The organism is Burkholderia gladioli (assembly GCF_000959725.1).
In the GTDB taxonomy this organism is placed as follows: domain Bacteria; phylum Pseudomonadota; class Gammaproteobacteria; order Burkholderiales; family Burkholderiaceae; genus Burkholderia; species Burkholderia gladioli.
In genome coordinates, this window is sequence record NZ_CP009323.1 from 1,394,669 (window position 1) to 1,412,091 (window position 17,423).

Sequence of the window (17,423 nt, forward strand, 5' to 3'; positions counted from 1 at the left end):
ATGGCCGCGACGTTCCCGCTGCAGATCCTGCTCGATCGCGCGCAGGAAGACCTCGACAACGCCACCCGGGCGCTCGGCCACGCGCAGCGCGAGCGCGGCTCGGCGCAGGACCAGCTCGACGCGCTGCTGCGCTACCGCGACGAATACCACGCGCGTTTCGCGCTGGACGCCCAGGCCGGCATGCCGGCCGGCAGCATGCGCAACTTCCAGTCCTTCATCGACACGCTGGACGCGGCGATCGGCCAGCAGCGGCGCATCGTGGCCGCCGCCGAGGCGCGCGTGGACGCGGCCCGCCCAGAATGGCAGGCGCGCAAGCGCACCCTGGGTTCCTACGAAATCCTGCAGAAACGCGGCCTCGCGCAGGATCAGCAACGTGCCGCGAAACGCGAGCAGCGCGACGCCGACGAACATGCGGCGAAGGTGCTGCGCATGCGCGCCGACCCGGCGCATCCCTCCAAGTAACCCGATCGAGACACCGCCATGCCCGCCCTCTCCCTGACCGCATCGCTGCTCGACGCCGCCACCGCCGCCAACCAGGCCGGCTCCGGCTCGCGGTCGAACGATGCCGCCGGCGCGTCCTCGTCGACGCCGTTCTCGCAGACCCTGCAGCAGAGCGTGGCGAACCAGCAGCCCCAGCCCCAGCCGAAACCGGCGGCGGCGACGACGACGGCCGCCACCGATCCGTCCTCGGGCGACGGCAAGGTGCGCGGGCATCACGGCGGACACAAGCACGCGGACGGCAGCGACGATGCGGACGACGGCCAGGATGCGCAAACCGCGGCCACGCCGGCCGACGCCGCCGCGCTGGCTGCGGCTGCCGCCGTGCAGGCGCAGTTGCAGGCGCGCCAGGACGCGGCCGGCGGCAGCGGCGACGGGGCCGCCGACGCGGCCGCGCGAGCGCTGGCCGCCGCCAATGCGAACGGCACCGCCAATACCGGCGCGGCCGATGCGAAGGCCGATGCCGCCGCGCAACTTGCCGCCAATGCCGCGGCGAACGCGGCGGCCGCCGGCGCGGGCACCGGCAATTCGGTCAGCGACGCGCTGCATGCCGCGCTCGACCGCCTCACCAACGGCGGCGTGGGCGCCGCGGCGATTCCCTCGGGCCGCGCAGGCTCGGCCGGCGGCGAGGCCGGCGCGCACCTGGCCAGTGCCGGCGCGGCCGCCGGCAGCGCGATCGCGCATGGCGCCGCCGAGCGCAATCCGAATGCCGCGATCTCGTCCTCGGAATTCTCGAGCGCGATGAGCGCCGCCACCGCTTCGGCCGGCACCGGTCAGCATGGCGACGCGGCCGCCGTCGCGCAGCCGGACCAGAGCGCGCTGCAGGCCACGCTGGCCGCGGCCGCGCAGCAGGGCTCGCCGCTCGCCCAGGCCGGCACCGCGACCACCGCCGGCGCGGCCGCCGCCGAGGCCATCCTGGCACCGCTCGTCGGCTCGCAGGAATGGGGCGACGCCTTCAGCCAGAAGGTGGTGTTCCTCTCGAACGCGCATCAGCAGACCGCCGAGCTGTCGCTGAACCCGCCCGACCTCGGCCCGCTGCAGGTGGTACTGCGCGTGGCCGACAATCACGCCCACGCGCTGTTCGTCTCGCAGCATCCGCAGGTGCGCGAGGCGGTCGAGGCCGCGCTGCCGAAGCTGCGCGAGGCGATGGAATCGGGCGGCCTGAGCCTGGGCAGCGCCAACGTCAGCGACGGCGGCGGCGGATTCGCGCAGCAGAACGCGCAACAGCAATCCTCGGGCGCAGCCGGGACGCGACGCGCGGGCGCCGCGTACGGCGCGTCGTCGGGCGGCGACGCGCTCGCCGGACCCGCAGGCCCGACGTCCAGCGTCGCGACGCAGCAGCGCGTCGGGATGGTCGATACCTTCGCGTAAGCGCCTCCGCCCGGTTTCCTCTCGCTCGGGCGCTCAGTTGCCGGCGGCGGCGCGAACCGCGGCCGGCGCCTGCGCCTGCATCGTTCCGGCGATCGTCGTCGACACCACCCCGAGCGGCGCCGAGCCGCTCCGGCGCGCGGCCGCGATGAACTCCGCGGCGCGCTCGCCGATCATCACCGAAGGCGCGTTGGTGTTGCCGCCGATCAGGGTCGGCATCACCGAGGCGTCGACCACCCGCAAACCTTCCACGCCACGCACGCGCAACTGCGTATCGACCACCGCGCGCGCATCGCTGCCCATCCGGCAGGTGCCGACCGGGTGGTAGATGGTGTCGGCGCGCTCGACGATGGTGGCGCGCAGCCTTGCATCGTCGTCCGAAGGATCGGTGTAGAGCTCGCGCCCGCCTTGCGAGGCCAGCGGCTCGGCGGCGAGGATCCGCCGCATCGCCTTGGCCCCCGTCATCAGCAGGTCCAGGTCGCGCTCGTCGCTGAAGAAGCGCGGGTCGATCAGCGGCGCCTCGCGCGCATCGCCGCTCGCCAGCTCGACCGTGCCGCGGCTCTTGGGGCGCAGCGCGCAGACGTGCAGCGAGTAACCGAAGCCCCAGTGCATGTGGCGGTTGTGATCGTCGACCAGCGCGGTGCAGAAATGCAGCTGCAGGTCGGGGCGATCGAGCCCCGGCTCGCTCTTGAGGAAGCCGCCCGCCTCGGCCACGTTGCTCGACATCATGCCGTCGCGCTTCGAGAACCAGCGCAGCAGTTGCGGCGTCATCTTGGCCAGGCCGCGCAGGCAGATGCCCACCAGCTCCGAGGAATCGACGCGCTTGTTGATGATGAAGTCGATATGGTCGATCAGGTTGCGGCCGACCTCGGGCGCGTCGTGCAGCACCTCGATGCCGTGGCGGCGCAGTTGCTCGGCCGGGCCGATCCCCGAGCACATCAGCAGTTGCGGCGAGTTGAACGCGCCGGCCGCGACGATCACCTCGGCGCGCGCGCCGATCGTCTCGAGCTTGCCGCCGCGTCGCGCCAGCGTCACGCCGTTCGCGCGGCGGCCCTCGAAGCCGATGCGCAGCACGGTCGCGTCGGTGATGATGTCGAGATTGGCGCGTGGCTGGTCGTAGAGATAAGCGCGCGCCACGCTGCAGCGCGCGCCGTCGCGATGCGTGACCTGGTAGAAGCCGACACCTTCCTGCTCGGCGCCGTTGAAGTCGTCGTTGAGCGGATATCCGGCCGCGTGTGCGGCATCGATGAATCGTTGTGCGAAGGGATTCCGGAATCGCAGGTCGGATACCGTCAGCGGGCCGTCGGCGCCATGCCACTCGTTCGCGCCGCGCTGGTTGCCCTCGGCGCGCCGGAAATACGGCAGCACGTCGCGCCAGCCCCAGCCGTGGCAGCCCAGCGTTTCCCATTCGTCGTAGTCGAGCGGATGGCCGCGTGTGTAGATCATCGCGTTGATCGCGCTCGAGCCGCCCAGCCCGCGCCCGCGCGGCTGGTAACCGCGCCGCCCGCCCAGCCCGGCCTGCGGCACCGTCTCATAGCCGTAGTTGGTGCCGATCCTGTACGGCACCAGCGCGGCGATGCCGACCGGCATGTTGACCAGCAGGTTGCGCTGGTTGCTGCCGCCGGCCTCGATCAGGGCGATGCTGGCGTCGGGACAGGCGTCGGCCAGGCGCGCCGCGAGGCTCGCGCCGCCCGATCCGCCGCCGACGATCAGATAGTCGTACTGCATGTCATGTCTCCTTCATGTCATGGTCAGCGACCCGTGCCGATGCGCATCCAGCACTTGTAATGTTCGCGCATTGTAGGAACGCGGCGCGCGCCGCGGCGCATCGAATCAAGAGCGATTCCTCTAAACGGGGCCGCCGTCCGGCCTTAAGATGGCCGGATTCGCCTCGCGCGGCAGCGAGCGACGCCAAGCCGTCGCCGGCCGCGAAATGGGAGACACAGGCATGGATCAGCACGTTCCGGCGGCGACGCATCGCGTCACCAATCAGGCCCCGCCGCTCACCGACTACAACGCGTTTGAAACCGACCTCGCGCTCGCGGCCGCCGTCGAGCGGCACGGCGCGGGCTGGCATCAAACGGCGCTCTCGCGGCACGGCGCGGCGCTCACCACCGCCGACACGCTGGCACTGGCCGAACTCGCCAATCGTCATACGCCCGAGCTGTCGACCCACAGCGCGCGCGGCGAGCGCATCGACGCGCTCGAATTCCACCCGAGCTGGCACCAGTTGCTGGCCCTGTTGCGCGGCGAGGGCCTGCATGCGCTGCCCTTCGCCGAGCCGCGCGCCGGCGCGATGGCCGCGCGCTGCGCCGGCTACTTCCTGCACGCCCAGCTCGAATCGGGCTCGCTGTGCCCGCTGACCATGACCTTCGCGAGCATCCCCGTGCTCAAAAAGGAACCGGCCCTATTCGAGACGCTGCGCGAGCGGCTCTATACGCGCGAGCACGACCCGCGCGACATCCCGCTGGCGGGTAAGCGCTCGATGATGATCGGCATGGGCATGACCGAGAAGCAGGGCGGCTCGGACGTGCGCAGCAACGAAACGCGCGCCTGGCCGCTCGGCGCGGGCGGGCGCGGCCAGCCCTATCGCCTGGTCGGCCACAAGTGGTTCTTCTCCGCGCCGCAATGCGATGCGCACCTGGTGCTGGCGCGCACCGACGAGCACGCCGGCATTTCCTGCTTCTACGTGCCGCGCTTCTCGCCCGACGGCAGCAAGAACGCGGTGCAGGTGCAGCGCCTCAAGGACAAGCTCGGCAACCGCTCGAATGCGAGCAGCGAGGTGGAATTCCTCGATGCCTACGGCGTGATGGTCGGCGAGGAAGGCCGCGGCGTGCCGACCATCATCGAGATGGCGAACATGACGCGGCTCGACTGCGTGATCGGCAGCGCCGCGCTGATGCGGGCCGCGCTGGTGCAGGCGATCCATCACGCGCGGCACCGCAGCGCCTTCGGCCGACTGCTGGCCGAGCAGCCGCTGATGCGCAACGTGCTGGCGGACCTCGCGATCGAATCGGAGGCGGCCACCATGCTGTTCATGCGCCTGGCCGACGCGGTCGAGCACGACGACGGCAGCTCGGCCGAGGCGCGCGGCTGGCGCCGCATCGTCACGCCGGCCGCCAAGTTCTGGGTCTGCAAGCGTGCGCTCGAATTCACCGGCGAGGCCATGGAAGTGTGGGGCGGCAACGGCTACGTCGAGACCGGGCCGATGGCGCGCTTCTATCGCGAGGCGCCGGTCAACTCGATCTGGGAAGGCTCGGGCAACGTGATGTGCCTGGACGTGCTGCGCGCCGTCGAGCGCGAGCCCGAATCGGCCGCGGCCCTGGTCGCCGCCTGGCGCGAGGCCGCCGCCGGGCATCCCGAGCTGCTGCGCGCGATCGACCAGTTGCTCGATGCCTTCGCGCTGCCGGCCGAGGAACGCGAAGCCTCGGCGCGCCGCATCGCGCAACGCATCGCGCTGATCGCGCAGGCCTCGCTGCTGATCCGCCACGCACCGGTCGCGATGGCCGATGCCTTCATCGCGACGCGCCTGGGCGCCGCGAGCCACGACACGGGACGCGTCTACGGCACGCTGCCCGCCTTCGACCACGGCGCGCTTCTCTCGCGCGCGTTCCCGGCCTGACGTTCGGCCGCCAGCCTGCCTGCCAAGGAGCAGACGATGAAGAACGACCTGCCCGGACTCGCCACGCTCGACGCGCTGCTGCACGACCAGCGCGCCGCCTACCTGCGCGCGCCCTATCCCTCCTGGGACACGCGCGCGGGCCATTTGCGCGCGCTGCGGGCGATGCTGATCGACAATGCCGACGCGCTGGCCGAGGCGATCAATGCCGACTTCGGCCATCGCGCCAAGCAGGAGGTGCTGCTCTCCGAGATCTGGATGGCCAAGGAGGAGATCGACGAGGCGCTGCGCCACGGCAAGCGCTGGATGCGGCCGCGCCGCAAGCCGATGAACAAGTGGTTGAAGCCGGCGCGCGCCACCGTGATCCCGCAGCCGCTCGGCGTGGTGGGCATCGTGGTGCCCTGGAACTACCCGGTGCTGCTGGCCGCGGGCCCGCTGATCTGCGCGCTGAGCGCCGGCAACCGCGCCATCGTCAAGATGTCGGAACTGACGCCGCGCACCTCGGAACTGTTCGAAGTCCTGATCGCGAAGACCTACTCGCGCGATCACGTGGCCGTGGTCAACGGCGATGCGGAGATCGGCGCGGCGTTCAGCAAGCTGCCCTTCGACCACCTGCTGTTCACCGGCTCGACCCAGGTGGGCCGCCACGTGATGCGCGCGGCCGCCGAGCACCTGACGCCGGTCACGCTCGAGCTGGGCGGCAAGTCGCCGGCCATCGTCGGGCCCGGCGCGCGCTTCGACAACGCGGTCGACGCGATCGTCGCCGGCAAGACGCTCAACGCGGGCCAGACCTGCATCGCGCCCGACTACGTGCTGGTGCCGCGCGGCAAGGAGGAGGCCTTCATCGAGCGGGCCCGCGCTCGCGTGGCGCGGCTCTACCCCGATTTCGCGCACAACGCCGACTACACCTCGATCATCTCCGAGCGCCACTTCGCGCGGCTCGACCGGCTCGCGGCCGAGGCGCAGGACGGCGGCGCCACCCTGCATCCGCTGACCGAGGCGCCCTGCGATCCGGCGCTGCGCCGCTTCGCGCCGGTGGCGATCACGCGCGCGCCCGACCAGTCCGCGCTGATGCAGGAGGAGATCTTCGGGCCGCTGCTGCCGATCGTGCCCTACGACACGCTCGAGCAGGCGATCGCCTACGTGAACGCGCGCCCGCGCCCGCTCGCGCTCTACCTGTTCGAGGAATCGCGCGCCAACATCGATCGCGTGATGCGCGACACCATCTCGGGCGGGGTCTCGATCAACGAGACGCTGATGCATATCGCCTGCGGCTCGCTGCCGTTCGGCGGGGTCGGCGCGAGCGGGATGGGCGCCTATCACGGCTACGACGGCTTCGTGACCTTCTCGAAGATGAAGCCGGTGCTCACGCAGGCGCGCTTCAACGCGCGAAACCTGCTCGCGCCGCCCTACGGCAAGCGCTTCGGGGCCCTGATCAAGCTGATGCTGAGGTTCTGAGCAAAGGGATCGCCGGGAGGGATCGCGCTCGTTGCGCATGCAACGGCCGGCTCCCGGCGTCGAGACCGGATCAGACGGGCCAGAGCGGCCCTTCCTGCATCGCGCCGACCTGCTCGCGCAGTTCGAGCACGCGCTCTTCCCAGTAGCGATGGGTGTTGAACCAGGGGAAGGCGGCCGGAAAGGCCGGGTCGTCCCAGCGGCGCGCCAGCCACGCCGAATAATGGATCAGCCGCAGCGTGCGCAGCGCCTCGACCAGGTGCAGCTCGTGCGGATCGAATTCGCAGAAATCCTCGTAGCCGGCCAGCAGGTCGGCCAGCGCGCTGGACGCGCCGGCGCGGTCGCCCGGCAGCAGCAGCCAGAGATCCTGGATCGCGGGCGCCATGCGGCTGTCGTCGAAGTCGACGAAATGCGGGCCGGCGTCGGTCCACAGCACGTTGCTCGGATGGCAGTCGCCGTGCGCGCGCAGCAGGCGCGTCTCGCCGGCACGCTCGAAGGCCGCCTCGACCCCTTCCAGCGCCAGCGCCAGCACAGTCCGGTAGGCCTCGCGCAAATCGACGGGGATGATCTCGTTGGACAGCAGGTAGTCGCGCGAGTCGTAGCCGAAGCTGCGGATATCGAGCACCGGCCGCTCGGCATAGGCCTGGGTGGCGCCCACCGCGTGGATCCGGCCGATGAAGCGGCCCAGCCATTCGAGCGTGTCGCGCCGGTCGAGATCGGGCGCGCGGCCGCCGCGCCGTTCGAACACCGAGAAACGGAAACCCTCGAATTCGTGCAGCGTGCGGCCCTCGAAGGCGCGCGCCGGCACGGCGGGAATCTCGCGCGCGGCCAGCTCGGCGACGAAGCCGTGTTCCTCGAGGATGGCCGCGTCGGACCAGCGTCGCGGCCGGTAGAACTTGGCGACGATCGGCTGGCCGTCCTCGATGCCGGCCTGGTAGACGCGGTTCTCGTAGCTGTTGAGCGCGAGCAGGCGCCCGTCGGTGCGCAGGCCGGCGGGGATCAGCACGCTGTCGAGCGCGTCGAGCACGCGCTCGGGCGTGAGGCCCGCAAAAGGAAGGCCGGCGCTGTCGCCGGCCGGGGTGGGTTCGGAATGGTCGTCGTGCATGGCCCGCATTGTGCCGCGCGCCGCGCCGCTTGACGAGTTCTCAGTGAATCGCGGCGCCCGCGGGCAGCACGGATTCTCCGGTGTCGATCAGGTCCTCGAGAAAGAAGGGCTCGGTGTTCAGTTCCTTCGAATCGCCCGGCACGCCCGCGTACCAGGTCACCATCGCCATGTCACCGAGGATGCGCTGGACGATGCCGCGGGCGCCCTTCGGTACGGCGATATGCGTAGTGCAGACAATCGAACCGACATGCATGATGTTTCCCCACTCAAAACCGACCGGATCGCCGGCCGCGAATACTGGAATGCGCCGCCCGGGGGCGGGACGCGTTTCCATTGTTAACCGATTCGCACTTCGATGGAATCGCGTCGCATGAAAACAAAATCGCGGCCAGCGCCGCGATTCGCCGGGTCGCCCCCCATTAGGGGGACGCTTCGGCCGCGCCGGAAAACGCTGCCGGCGCACGGCAATCATAACCCGAGCGCCGTGACGCTCCAGCAGAACACAAAAACATGCACTTCGCATGACGTTCGCATCGGCTGACGCGCCCGCGCGACAGCAACGGCAAACCCGCCGCGCGCGCCGGCCGCCGCGGCTCGCGCGAGTCGGCGGCAACCGACGCGTTTCGGGCAAGCGGCGTATCGTTGCGGTTTGTCCGTTGCAGGGAGACCCCTAGCGTGAGCGCTTCACCCGGATCGCCGGAATCGGCCGCAAACAGCCGCCCGGCGCAGCCCGCCCCGACCGCCCCCTATCTCGAGCGCGGTTCGCGCGGCTACTGGCACGCGAGCATCGCGCTGCTGTTCGCCGGCTACGCGACCTTCTCGCTGCTCTACTACGTGCAGCCGCTGCTGCCCGAATTCTCGGACGCCTTCGGGGTGAGCCCGGCGCAGAGCAGCCTCTCGCTGTCGTTCGCCACCGCCGCGCTGGCGCTGGCCATCTTCGTGGCCGGCTTCGTCTCCGAAGGGCTCAGCCGGCATCGCCTGATGACGCTCTCGCTGACGCTGTCCTCGCTGTTCACGCTGGCCGCCGCCTTCGTGCCGCATTGGCACGCGCTGCTGGTGCTGCGCGCGCTGACCGGCATCGCGCTGGGCGGCGTGCCGGCCGTGGCGATGGCCTACCTGGCCGAGGAGGTGCATCCGGATGGGCTGGGCCTGGCGATGGGGCTCTACGTGGGCGGCACCGCGATCGGCGGGATGGCCGGGCGCGTGATCACCGGCGTGCTGGCCGAGCTGTTCGGCTGGCGCATCGCGGTGGCGGGGATCGGCGTGCTCGGGCTCGCCGCGATGCTGGCGTTCCGCGCGCTGCTGCCGCCCTCGCGGCATTTCACGCCGCGCCGCGGGCTGGGCTTGGCGCATCATCGCAGCGCGCTGGCGCGGCACCTGCGCGGCCGCCGCGAGCTGCCCGTGCTGTTCCTGATGGCCTTCGTGCTGATGGGCAGCTTCGTCACGCTCTACAACTACATCGGCTATCGATTGCTGGCGCCGCCCTACGCGATGAACCAGGCTACCATCGGCGCGATCTTCGTGGTCTACCTGGTCGGCGTGTTCGCCTCGCCGTGGTCCGGCCGCATGGCCGACTCGATCGGACGCGGGCGCGTGCTGATCGTCGGCATCGTGATGATGGGCCTGGGCGTGGCGCTGACCCTGCTTGCCCCGGTCGCGGCGATCGCGGCCGGCATCGCCTGCATGACCTTCGGCTTCTTCGCCGGCCACTCGGTGGCGAGCGGCTGGGTCGGCCGGCTCGCCAGCCAGGGCAAGGGGCAGGCCGCGGCGCTCTACCTGCTGTCCTACTACCTCGGCTCGAGCGTGATCGGCTCGCTCGGCGGCCACGCCTGGAGCGCCTCGGGCTGGGGCGGCGTGGCCGCGCTGGTGGGCGCGCTGCTGGCGGTGGGCCTGGTCGCCGCGAGCTGGTTGCGCTCGCGCGAGCGCGCCGGCGCCGCCTGACGACGATCGCGGCGGCGCCGCTCGTGTAGCGGGCACGGCGCGAGGCCTACTCGGATTCGCCACTTGCCGAGCCCGGCCCCGATGCGCTAACGTGGCGTGTCATCCGTCTTTTTCCTTCATCGAACCATGCGGCCTGCCTTGCCCGCCCAGCTCACCGATTGCCTGCCGCCTTGCGCGCGGCGGCACGGGCGCGCGCAAGCGGCACCGCCACCTCCTGTCGATCCGCCGCGCATCGGCGCGCCGCCGCCGCATCGCGCGGCACGGCGCGGCTGAACCGCGCCGCAGCTTTCCCATCGGTCCCGTTCGTCCTGCCTGCGCGTCATTCGCGCGGCGGCGTCGCGCGCGGCCGTTTCCGGTTCCGATCGACAGGACACATCATGCGATTCGCACAAGGCGCGCTCGTCGCGCGTTTCACCACTTCCTCCTTCGTGCTGCTGTGGAGCAGCGGCGCGATCTTCGCCGAACTCGGCGTGCGCCACGCTTGCGCGCTGGCCTTCCTGATCGCGCGTTTCGCGCTCGCCTCGCTGGCGCTGGCCGCGATCGGCCTGGCGCGCCGCCGCTGGCTGCCGCCGGCCGGCGGGCGGCGCGTCACGGCGCTGATCGGCTTGCTGATGGGCCTGTATTCGATCGCCTACCTGCTCGCGCTCGAACACGGCATCACGCCGGGCATGCTGGCCACCTTGCTCGGCGCGCAGCCGATCCTCACCCTGGCGCTGGTCGAGCGCCGCTGGTCGGTGCCGCGCCTGGCGGGCCTGCTGCTCGCGCTGACCGGGCTCGCGCTGGTGGTCTGGCACGGCCTGGACGGCGGCGGCGTGACGGCGGGCGGCGCGGCGATCGCGCTGGCCGCGCTGCTGGCGATCACCGCCGGCGCGCTGCTGCAGAAACGCAGCGGCGTGGCGCCGGCCGATGGCCTGGCGATGCAGACCGCGATCGGCCTGGCGATGAGCCTGGCCTGCCTGCCGCTCGCGCCGGGCGGATCGCTCGGCGCGGCGCTGCGCTTCGACGCCAGCCCCGCGCTGCTGATCGCGGTGCTGTGGCTGGGTCTGGTGATCTCGGTGGCGGGGCAGATGCTGTTCTACCGGCTGATGCGCGACGGCGACGCCGTCAACGTGACGAGCCTGTTCTACCTGGTGCCGGTGGTCACCACGCTGATGGATGCGATCGGCTTCGGCCACCTGCCGGGCCGGCTCGAGATGCTCGGCATGGCCGCGATCCTCGGCGGCCTGGCGCTGGTGTTCCGGCATGCGCCCGATCGTGCGCTGCGGCAAATGAAAGCTCGTGGAAATACTTCGGAAAGCGAAACATGAAACCCTGGGCGCCGATCGTTGCCGGGAGATGTTTCTTCGGATTCGCAACAATCCGGAAGGCGAAATTCGGCGTTTCCTTACCTATACTCGAATCAACCGCGCGCGAATCACGCGCGGATGACAGATCGAGACGGGAGACGGACATGGGCTACTTCACGATCGGCGATTTCATCCTTCTGATTCCGATGGCGCTGGCCGGTGCGCTGTTCCTCGGCGCGGTGCCGTGCGGCACGCACAACATCCGGCACAACGTGCTGCGCGTGCTGGGTGCCGCGCTCGGGGTCGGCGTCGCGTTGCTGCTGGTCGAGGGATTGCCGGCGCTGATCTAGCGGCACCGGCTGAACGCTCGACGAATCGACGACGCGCGCCCGGCGCGCGTCGCCTCCGGCCTTTATTGCGCCGCAATGGCGCGAGCCCCGATCAGATCTCCTGGTCGGTGGACGGTTTTTCCCACAGATTGATCCCGCCTTCGGTCGCGTAACGATCGATCTCGGCCAATTCCTCGGCCGTGAAGTCGAGCCGCTTCAAGGCACCGACGTTCTCGCGCACCTGCTCGGCCCGGCTCGCGCCGATCAGCGCCGAGGTCACGCGATTGCCGCGCAGCACCCAGGCCAGCGCCATCTGCGCCAGGCTCTGGCCGCGGCGCGCGGCGATCTCGTTGAGCTTGCGCACGTGCTCGATATTCTGCGCGCTCAGGTGCTCGGCCTTCAGCGAGCCGCCGCCCGGCTTGTTGACGCGCGCATCGTCGGGAATGCCGTTCAGGTATTTCGAGGTCAGCAGGCCCTGCGCGAGCGGCGTGAAGGCGATGCTGCCGGCGCCGGTCTCGTCGAGCGCGTCGAACAGCTCGCGCTCGGGCCAGCGGTTCAGCAGGTTGTAGGCGGGCTGGTGGATCAGCAGCGGCACGCGCTCCTCGGCCAGCAACCTGGCGATCTCGCGCGTCTTGGCGGCCGAGTACGAGGACACGCCCACGTACAGCGCCTTGCCCTGCTTCACCGCCGTGGCCAGCGCGCTGGCGGTTTCCTCCAGCGGCGTATGCGCGTCGAAGCGATGCGAATAGAAGATGTCGACATAGTCGAGGCCCATGCGCGCGAGGCTCTGGTCGAGGCTCGCCAGCACGTACTTGCGCGAGCCGCCGCCGCTGCCGTAGGGGCCCGGCCACATGTCCCAGCCGGCCTTGGTCGAGATCAGCAGCTCGTCGCGATAGGGGCGGAAATCCTCCTTCAGCAGGCGGCCGAAGTTGATCTCGGCGCTGCCGTAGGGCGGCCCGTAGTTGTTGGCGAGATCGAAGTGGGTGATGCCGAGATCGAAGGCGGTGCGCAGGATCTCGCGCTGCGTGGAGAGCGGCGTGGTATCGCCGAAGTTGTGCCAGAGGCCGAGCGACAAGGCCGGCAGTTTGAGGCCCGACTTGCCGCAGGTGCGGTACGGCATGTCGGCATAGCGTTCGGATGCTGCTTCGTAGGCCATCGAGGAATCCCCTTGTCGAGTCGAAGAAGGCCGCCCGGCGCGGGGCGTGGAGCGCGCGGCCGGGCGGACGGGAAACGCGAGCCGCCCATGGTAGCGGGCCCGACGCGTTCGCGCAGCCTCGTCGCGACGGCATGGACGCGATCGCGCCGCTAACCTACACTGCGGCGTCCTGATGATTCGTTACAGCGAGGAAAACCATGACCCGAGCGATCTCGGTCGCGCTGATCGTCGGCGGCATCGTGCTGCTGTATTTCGGCGGCCAGTCCTTCCATTCGTTCAACGACAGCCTGTCGCGACTGTTCATCGGCTCGCCCGCCACCAAGACGATCCTGCTGATCGCAGGCGGCACGGTGGCGATGCTGGCCGGGCTGATCGGCCTGGCGATGCCGGGCGGCAGGCGCTGAGGAGGATGGGTACGCGCCTGTCGCGCGTCGAAACGAAAAACGGGCGACCGATCCTGGATCGGCCGCCCGTTTTTCGCATGGCGCCTGTCGCCGGCTCGCGCCTCAGAGCCGAACGTCGGGCTTCGAGGCCGAGCGCGAGCCCGGCAGCGGGCGATTGCTTTCGGCGTGATAGGTGTAGACCAGCGAGAACTTCACCTGGTCGCTGCGATTCTGCCCGGCCGAATGCAGCGTGTTGCAGTGGAAGAACACCACGTCGCCGGGGCTCAGCTCGGGGCAGACCGCGCGATCGATCAACGCGCGATTGGCCGGCAGGTCGCCGCGGAAGAACTTCGCCTCGTCGAAGGCCTCGGCGCCGAACTCGGCCGTGTGCGAACCCGGCACCAGCCACAGCGCGCCGTTGGTGTTCGTCTCGGCGCCCACCGCGAGCCATACCGAAACCAGGTCGGCGCGCTCGAAGGCCCAGTAGCGGAAATCGCGATGCCAGCCGGTCAGGCTGCCGTACATCGGGTGCTTGGTCATCATGCAGTTGTGGTGCACGCGCGAGAGCAGCGCCGCCTCGCCGAAGTAGGCCTGCATCCAGGCGGCGATCTCGGGGGCGGTGGCGCGCTCGGCGAACTCGGGCGCGCGCGAGTGGGCGTCGAGCAGGCGCCGCACGGTACGCCCGCCCGGCGCGTCCCTCGATTCGGGAGCGCCCGGGTAGCGCAGGTCGGCCTCGAACTCGAGCGGCTCGGCGGCCTCCCGCAGCTGCCGCTCGGCGACGGCCTTCAGCGCCGCGCAGGTCTCGGGCGCGACCAGCCCCCGGGCGATCACGTAACCGTGCTCGCGCAAGTCGGCGATTTGCGCGCGAATCATCTCGGACTGCGGTGAGGACATGGGTGGCTCGATGTCGTTTTTATGAATCGTTGATTGTAAGACGGCGGGGATTGATCCGGAACCCTGCATTGTCGGCGACAGGGATATGTCGGGCCGGCTTGCGCGGCAGCATGGCGGGGCGCCGGAGCGCGGAACTGTCGCGTGGCCCGGGCGACTAACCGGCGATGCGCGTGCCGCGCCGTCCTTGGGCCGGAATCAGGGTTGTCTCGACTTCTGGACGTCACGGATCGCCGGTAGGCTGGCGGCGCCTGTCATTTCGACCGGCGCGGCCTATTTTGGCATCCGCTACCATGCAGCGGCACCTTGCCTGGGGCCCATTCACTCAGGTGTCGGAAGCCGGTCGCGCGACTGCGCGCAGCCGATCCGGCACTTTTACGAGCCAAGTCACACCGACATGTCCTTCAGTCTCACCTCCCGCCTGAACCGCGCCGCCAAGCGTCTCGCCCCGCTCGAACCCCGCCGGATCGTCCGTGCGCTGCGCCACCATCACGCCCGCACGCGCGCGCTGGCGAACCGCGCGATCACGCCGGCCGCGCCGCGCCTGGGCGGCCTGCGCAGCTGGCTGCATGCGTTCCTGGCCACCATGCGCGCCCACGCGAGCGCGCGCCGCCTCGGCTTGCCCGCGCTGCTGCGCAAGCCCTCCTCGCTGCGCCTGCTCACGCTGCGCCGCGCCAACGGCCCGCGCCGGCGCGTGAATCGCCCGCGCCGCCTGTCGGCCAGCGCCGGCTGGTTCGCGTTCGGCGCACGCTGAAGCACGGTTCCGGGCCAACGGCCCGGGCCGCCGCCGGGCACGCCGCCTGCGCGGCATTCCTCATACCGATCGTCTTGGCGGCGGTGGGCGTGTTCCCGCCCCGTTGCCCGCGCACCTCATGCGCGCCCTCGTCCGTACTCGCGACGGGCAATAAAAAACCCCGGCCAGGCCGGGGTTTTTTCATCTGCCGTCAGGGACGGCGCAGCGCAGCGCTCAGACCGCGACAGCCGGTTCGACGCCGGCCGCTTCGGCCAGCGCGAGCGCCTTGTCGGTCGCTTCCCAGGTGAATTCCGGCTCGGCGCGGCCGAAGTGGCCGTAGGCGGCGGTCTTCTCGTAGATCGGGCGCAGCAGGTCCAGCATCTGCACGATGCCCTTCGGACGCAGGTCGAAGTGCTCGCGGACCAGCTTGGTGATCGTGTCGTCCGACACCTTGCCGGTGCCGAAGGTGTTGACCATCACCGAGGTCGGTTCCGCCACGCCGATCGCGTAGGAAACCTGGATCAGCGCGCGCGAGGCCAGGCCTGCGGCGACGATGTTCTTGGCGACGTAGCGGCCCGCGTAGGCGGCCGAACGGTCGACCTTGGACGGATCCTTGCCCGAGAACGCGCCGCCGCCGTGCGGGGCGGCACCGCCGTAGGTGTCGACGATGATCTTGCGGCCGGTCAGGCCGCAATCGCCTTGCGGGCCACCGATCACGAAACGGCCGGTCGGATTGACCAGGAACTTGATGTCGCCCTTGATCAGCTCGGCCGGCAGCGTCGGCTTGATGATCTCCTCGATCACGGCTTCGCGCAGTTGCGGCAGGTCGATGTCCGGCGCGTGCTGCGTCGACAGCACCACGGTGTCGATCGCGTGCGGCTTGCCGTCGACATAGCGGACCGTGACCTGCGACTTCGCATCCGGGCGCAGCCAGGGCAGGCGGCCGTCGCGGCGCAGGTTGGCCTGGCGCTCGACCAGGCGGTGCGACAGGTAGATCGGCAGCGGCATCAGTTCCGGCGTTTCATCGCACGCGTAACCGAACATCAGGCCCTGGTCGCCCGCGCCCTGGTCGAGGTTGTTGTCGTGCGCGCGGTCCACGCCCTGCGCGATGTCCGGCGATTGCTTGTCGTAGGCGACCAGCACCGCGCAGCCCTTGTAGTCGATGCCGAAGTCGGTGTTGTCGTAACCAATGCGACGGATCGTATCGCGCGCGATCTGGATGTAGTCGATGTTCGCGGTGGTGGTGATTTCACCCGCGAGCACGACCAGACCCGTGTTGCACAGCGTTTCGGCGGCAACGCGGGAGTATTTGTCTTGCGCGAGGATGGCGTCGAGGATCGCGTCGGAGATTTGGTCGGCGACCTTGTCCGGATGGCCTTCGGAAACGGATTCGGACGTGAAGAAGAAGTCGTTTGCCACTTTGTTCAAGCTCCTTGGTGGTTACGGTTGCATTCACGTAGCCAGCTTCGGTTGCTTGTTGAAGTGGCGACGCTTTAGCGGATTCCTTGGTCCGGATGAGCCTGGTAGACCCGTCCGGCTTCGCCCCGCAAGTTGTCAGTTAACTCGGCGAAGCCCGTATTATATCGGCTTTCTCCCTTTGTCACACAAGAGCGCCGTGGTGTTTCCGCCGATCCTCATTCTGAATTCATTTCTTTATTCGCCGGCCTTTCGCGCCGCCGCGGCAGCGCGGGGCCGCGCATGCTAGCGCGCCTGGGAACGCAATTCGCATTGCTGCTGCTCAAGCTGTTCGCGCTGCTTCCATATGGCGTGACGGCCCGCTTCGGCGATGGTCTCGGCTGGCTGCTCTATCGCATCCCGAGCCGGAGAAAACGCATCGTACATACGAATCTGAAACTCTGCTTTCCCGAGTGGAGCGAGGCGCGGCGCGAGGAAATCGCCGGCCGGCACTTTCGTCATGCGATTCGCAGCTACGTCGAGCGCAGCGTGCAATGGTTCGGCTCGGAGAAGAAGCTCGCCAGGCTGATCGAGGTGGACAGCGCGATCGACCTGACCGATCCGGACCTGCCGCCCACGCTGTTCCTGGGCCTGCATTTCGTCGGCATCGAGGCCGGCTCGATCTGGCTGAACCGCTCGCTGCAACGCACCTGCGGTTCGTTGTACCAACCATTCTCGAACCCGCTGCTGGAAGCCGAGGCCAAGCGCGCGCGCGGCCGCTTCGACGCCGAGATGGCGAGCCGCGCCGACAGCGCGCGCATCGTGCTGCGCTGGCTGCGCGACCGCAAGCCGGTGATGCTCGGCGCCGACATGGACTACGGCGTGCGCAATTCCACCTTCGTGCCCTTCTTCGGGATTCCTACCTGCACGCTGACGGCCGTGGGCCGGCTGGCCAAGACCGGGCGCGCGCAGGTGGTGCCCTTCATCGGCGAGGTGCTGCCGAACTACAAGGGGTATCGCCTGCGCGTGTTCAAGCCCTGGGATCACTATCCGACCGGCGACGACGATCTCGACGCGCGCCGCATGAACGCCTTCCTGGAGGAGCAGATCCCGCTGCTGCCGGAGCAGTACTACTGGGTGCACAAGCGCTTCAAGACGCGGCCGCCGGGCGAGCCGGGGTTCTATTGAGCGTCGCGCGCGACGGGGCACGACCTCGCGCTGGTCGAACGAATCGGCTAGGCAAGGCAAGAAGGCCGGGATGGGC

16 protein-coding genes are annotated in these 17,423 nt (G+C 69.9%); 10 read left to right on the forward strand and 6 right to left on the reverse strand.

What is annotated here, in order from left to right; genetic code table 11:
* Together fliJ and BM43_RS23190 are read left to right on the forward strand one after the other, a co-directional pair.
* On the forward strand, window positions 1-462 hold the full coding sequence (gene fliJ / locus BM43_RS23185) for a flagellar export protein FliJ (protein WP_013699690.1): 462 nt from the start codon (window positions 1-3) through the stop codon (window positions 460-462).
* Between the two features lie 18 nt (window positions 463-480).
* On the forward strand, window positions 481-1,869 hold the full coding sequence (locus BM43_RS23190) for a flagellar hook-length control protein FliK (protein WP_036048857.1): 1,389 nt from the start codon (window positions 481-483) through the stop codon (window positions 1,867-1,869).
* Between the two features lie 33 nt (window positions 1,870-1,902).
* On the opposite strand, the gene BM43_RS23195 is transcribed toward BM43_RS23190, so the two are convergent.
* A complete protein-coding gene (locus BM43_RS23195; protein ID WP_036048855.1) occupies window positions 1,903-3,594 on the reverse strand; it encodes a GMC family oxidoreductase in 1,692 nt (563 codons plus the stop codon).
* A gap of 220 nt (window positions 3,595-3,814) precedes the next feature.
* Between BM43_RS23195 and BM43_RS23200 the strand changes: the two genes are divergently transcribed.
* Both BM43_RS23200 and BM43_RS23205 read left to right on the forward strand, forming a co-directional pair.
* Window positions 3,815-5,488 (forward strand): isovaleryl-CoA dehydrogenase, encoded by a 1,674-nt coding sequence (locus tag BM43_RS23200; RefSeq protein WP_036052936.1) that lies wholly within the window; start codon window positions 3,815-3,817, stop codon window positions 5,486-5,488.
* 36 nt (window positions 5,489-5,524) lie between these two features.
* Complete coding sequence (locus tag BM43_RS23205; RefSeq protein WP_013699694.1) at window positions 5,525-6,943, forward strand: coniferyl aldehyde dehydrogenase; 1,419 nt, start codon at window positions 5,525-5,527, stop codon at window positions 6,941-6,943.
* 70 nt (window positions 6,944-7,013) lie between these two features.
* Here the strand turns inward: BM43_RS23205 and BM43_RS23210 are convergent, their stop codons facing one another.
* Both BM43_RS23210 and BM43_RS23215 read right to left on the reverse strand, forming a co-directional pair.
* A complete protein-coding gene (locus BM43_RS23210) occupies window positions 7,014-8,045 on the reverse strand; it encodes a serine/threonine protein kinase (RefSeq protein ID WP_036048853.1) in 1,032 nt (343 codons plus the stop codon).
* Between the two features lie 40 nt (window positions 8,046-8,085).
* Window positions 8,086-8,298, reverse strand: coding sequence for a hypothetical protein (locus BM43_RS23215; protein ID WP_017920817.1), 213 nt, complete (start codon window positions 8,296-8,298; stop codon window positions 8,086-8,088).
* A gap of 422 nt (window positions 8,299-8,720) precedes the next feature.
* On the opposite strand from BM43_RS23215, the gene BM43_RS23220 reads away from it, so the two are divergent.
* The 3 genes from BM43_RS23220 to BM43_RS23230 all read left to right on the forward strand — a co-directional run bounded on the left by BM43_RS23220 (window position 8,721) and on the right by BM43_RS23230 (window position 11,622).
* Window positions 8,721-9,986, forward strand: coding sequence for an MFS transporter (locus BM43_RS23220; protein WP_036048851.1), 1,266 nt, complete (start codon window positions 8,721-8,723; stop codon window positions 9,984-9,986).
* Window positions 9,987-10,363: 377 nt separating this feature from the next.
* On the forward strand, window positions 10,364-11,293 hold the full coding sequence (locus BM43_RS23225) for a DMT family transporter (protein WP_036048849.1): 930 nt from the start codon (window positions 10,364-10,366) through the stop codon (window positions 11,291-11,293).
* 143 nt (window positions 11,294-11,436) lie between these two features.
* Entirely contained in the window at window positions 11,437-11,622 is a 186-nt protein-coding gene (locus BM43_RS23230; RefSeq protein ID WP_013699699.1) for a hypothetical protein, read from the forward strand.
* Window positions 11,623-11,713: 91 nt separating this feature from the next.
* Here the strand turns inward: BM43_RS23230 and mgrA are convergent, their stop codons facing one another.
* Complete coding sequence (mgrA, locus tag BM43_RS23235; RefSeq protein ID WP_013699700.1) at window positions 11,714-12,757, reverse strand: L-glyceraldehyde 3-phosphate reductase; 1,044 nt, start codon at window positions 12,755-12,757, stop codon at window positions 11,714-11,716.
* A 197-nt stretch (window positions 12,758-12,954) separates the two neighbouring features.
* On the opposite strand from mgrA, the gene BM43_RS23240 reads away from it, so the two are divergent.
* Window positions 12,955-13,161 carry a DUF3185 family protein gene (locus tag BM43_RS23240; protein WP_036048847.1) on the forward strand — a complete coding sequence of 69 codons (207 nt, stop codon included), beginning with the start codon at window positions 12,955-12,957 and terminating at the stop codon, window positions 13,159-13,161.
* Between the two features lie 102 nt (window positions 13,162-13,263).
* On the opposite strand, the gene BM43_RS23245 is transcribed toward BM43_RS23240, so the two are convergent.
* Window positions 13,264-14,103 carry a phytanoyl-CoA dioxygenase family protein gene (locus BM43_RS23245; RefSeq protein ID WP_230676244.1) on the reverse strand — a complete coding sequence of 280 codons (840 nt, stop codon included), beginning with the start codon at window positions 14,101-14,103 and terminating at the stop codon, window positions 13,264-13,266.
* 325 nt (window positions 14,104-14,428) lie between these two features.
* Here BM43_RS23245 and BM43_RS23250 point away from each other — a divergent pair, with 325 nt between their 5' ends.
* A complete protein-coding gene (locus tag BM43_RS23250; RefSeq protein WP_013699703.1) occupies window positions 14,429-14,785 on the forward strand; it encodes a hypothetical protein in 357 nt (118 codons plus the stop codon).
* A gap of 213 nt (window positions 14,786-14,998) precedes the next feature.
* On the opposite strand, the gene metK is transcribed toward BM43_RS23250, so the two are convergent.
* A complete protein-coding gene (metK, locus tag BM43_RS23255; RefSeq protein WP_013699704.1) occupies window positions 14,999-16,183 on the reverse strand; it encodes a methionine adenosyltransferase in 1,185 nt (394 codons plus the stop codon).
* Window positions 16,184-16,462: 279 nt separating this feature from the next.
* Between metK and BM43_RS23260 the strand changes: the two genes are divergently transcribed.
* Window positions 16,463-17,347 carry a lipid A biosynthesis lauroyl acyltransferase gene (locus BM43_RS23260; protein ID WP_013699705.1) on the forward strand — a complete coding sequence of 295 codons (885 nt, stop codon included), beginning with the start codon at window positions 16,463-16,465 and terminating at the stop codon, window positions 17,345-17,347.
* Window positions 17,348-17,423: the final 76 nt, after the last annotated feature.

Bases quoted from the DNA above. Each gene is read 5' to 3' on its own strand.
- fliJ (WP_013699690.1), top strand. From the start codon at position 1: ATGGCCGCGACGTTCCCGCTGCAGATCCTGCTCGATCGCGCGCAGGAA.
- BM43_RS23195 (WP_036048855.1), bottom strand. From the start codon at position 3,594: ATGCAGTACGACTATCTGATCGTCGGCGGCGGATCGGGCGGCGCGAGC.
- BM43_RS23190 (WP_036048857.1), top strand. From the start codon at position 481: ATGCCCGCCCTCTCCCTGACCGCATCGCTGCTCGACGCCGCCACCGCC.
- BM43_RS23240 (WP_036048847.1), top strand. From the start codon at position 12,955: ATGACCCGAGCGATCTCGGTCGCGCTGATCGTCGGCGGCATCGTGCTG.
- BM43_RS23245 (WP_230676244.1), bottom strand. From the start codon at position 14,103: ATGCAGGGTTCCGGATCAATCCCCGCCGTCTTACAATCAACGATTCAT.
- BM43_RS23200 (WP_036052936.1), top strand. From the start codon at position 3,815: ATGGATCAGCACGTTCCGGCGGCGACGCATCGCGTCACCAATCAGGCC.
- BM43_RS23260 (WP_013699705.1), top strand. From the start codon at position 16,463: ATGCTAGCGCGCCTGGGAACGCAATTCGCATTGCTGCTGCTCAAGCTG.
- mgrA (WP_013699700.1), bottom strand. From the start codon at position 12,757: ATGGCCTACGAAGCAGCATCCGAACGCTATGCCGACATGCCGTACCGC.
- BM43_RS23215 (WP_017920817.1), bottom strand. From the start codon at position 8,298: ATGCATGTCGGTTCGATTGTCTGCACTACGCATATCGCCGTACCGAAG.
- BM43_RS23225 (WP_036048849.1), top strand. From the start codon at position 10,364: ATGCGATTCGCACAAGGCGCGCTCGTCGCGCGTTTCACCACTTCCTCC.
- BM43_RS23250 (WP_013699703.1), top strand. From the start codon at position 14,429: ATGTCCTTCAGTCTCACCTCCCGCCTGAACCGCGCCGCCAAGCGTCTC.
- BM43_RS23210 (WP_036048853.1), bottom strand. From the start codon at position 8,045: ATGCACGACGACCATTCCGAACCCACCCCGGCCGGCGACAGCGCCGGC.
- BM43_RS23205 (WP_013699694.1), top strand. From the start codon at position 5,525: ATGAAGAACGACCTGCCCGGACTCGCCACGCTCGACGCGCTGCTGCAC.
- BM43_RS23230 (WP_013699699.1), top strand. From the start codon at position 11,437: ATGGGCTACTTCACGATCGGCGATTTCATCCTTCTGATTCCGATGGCG.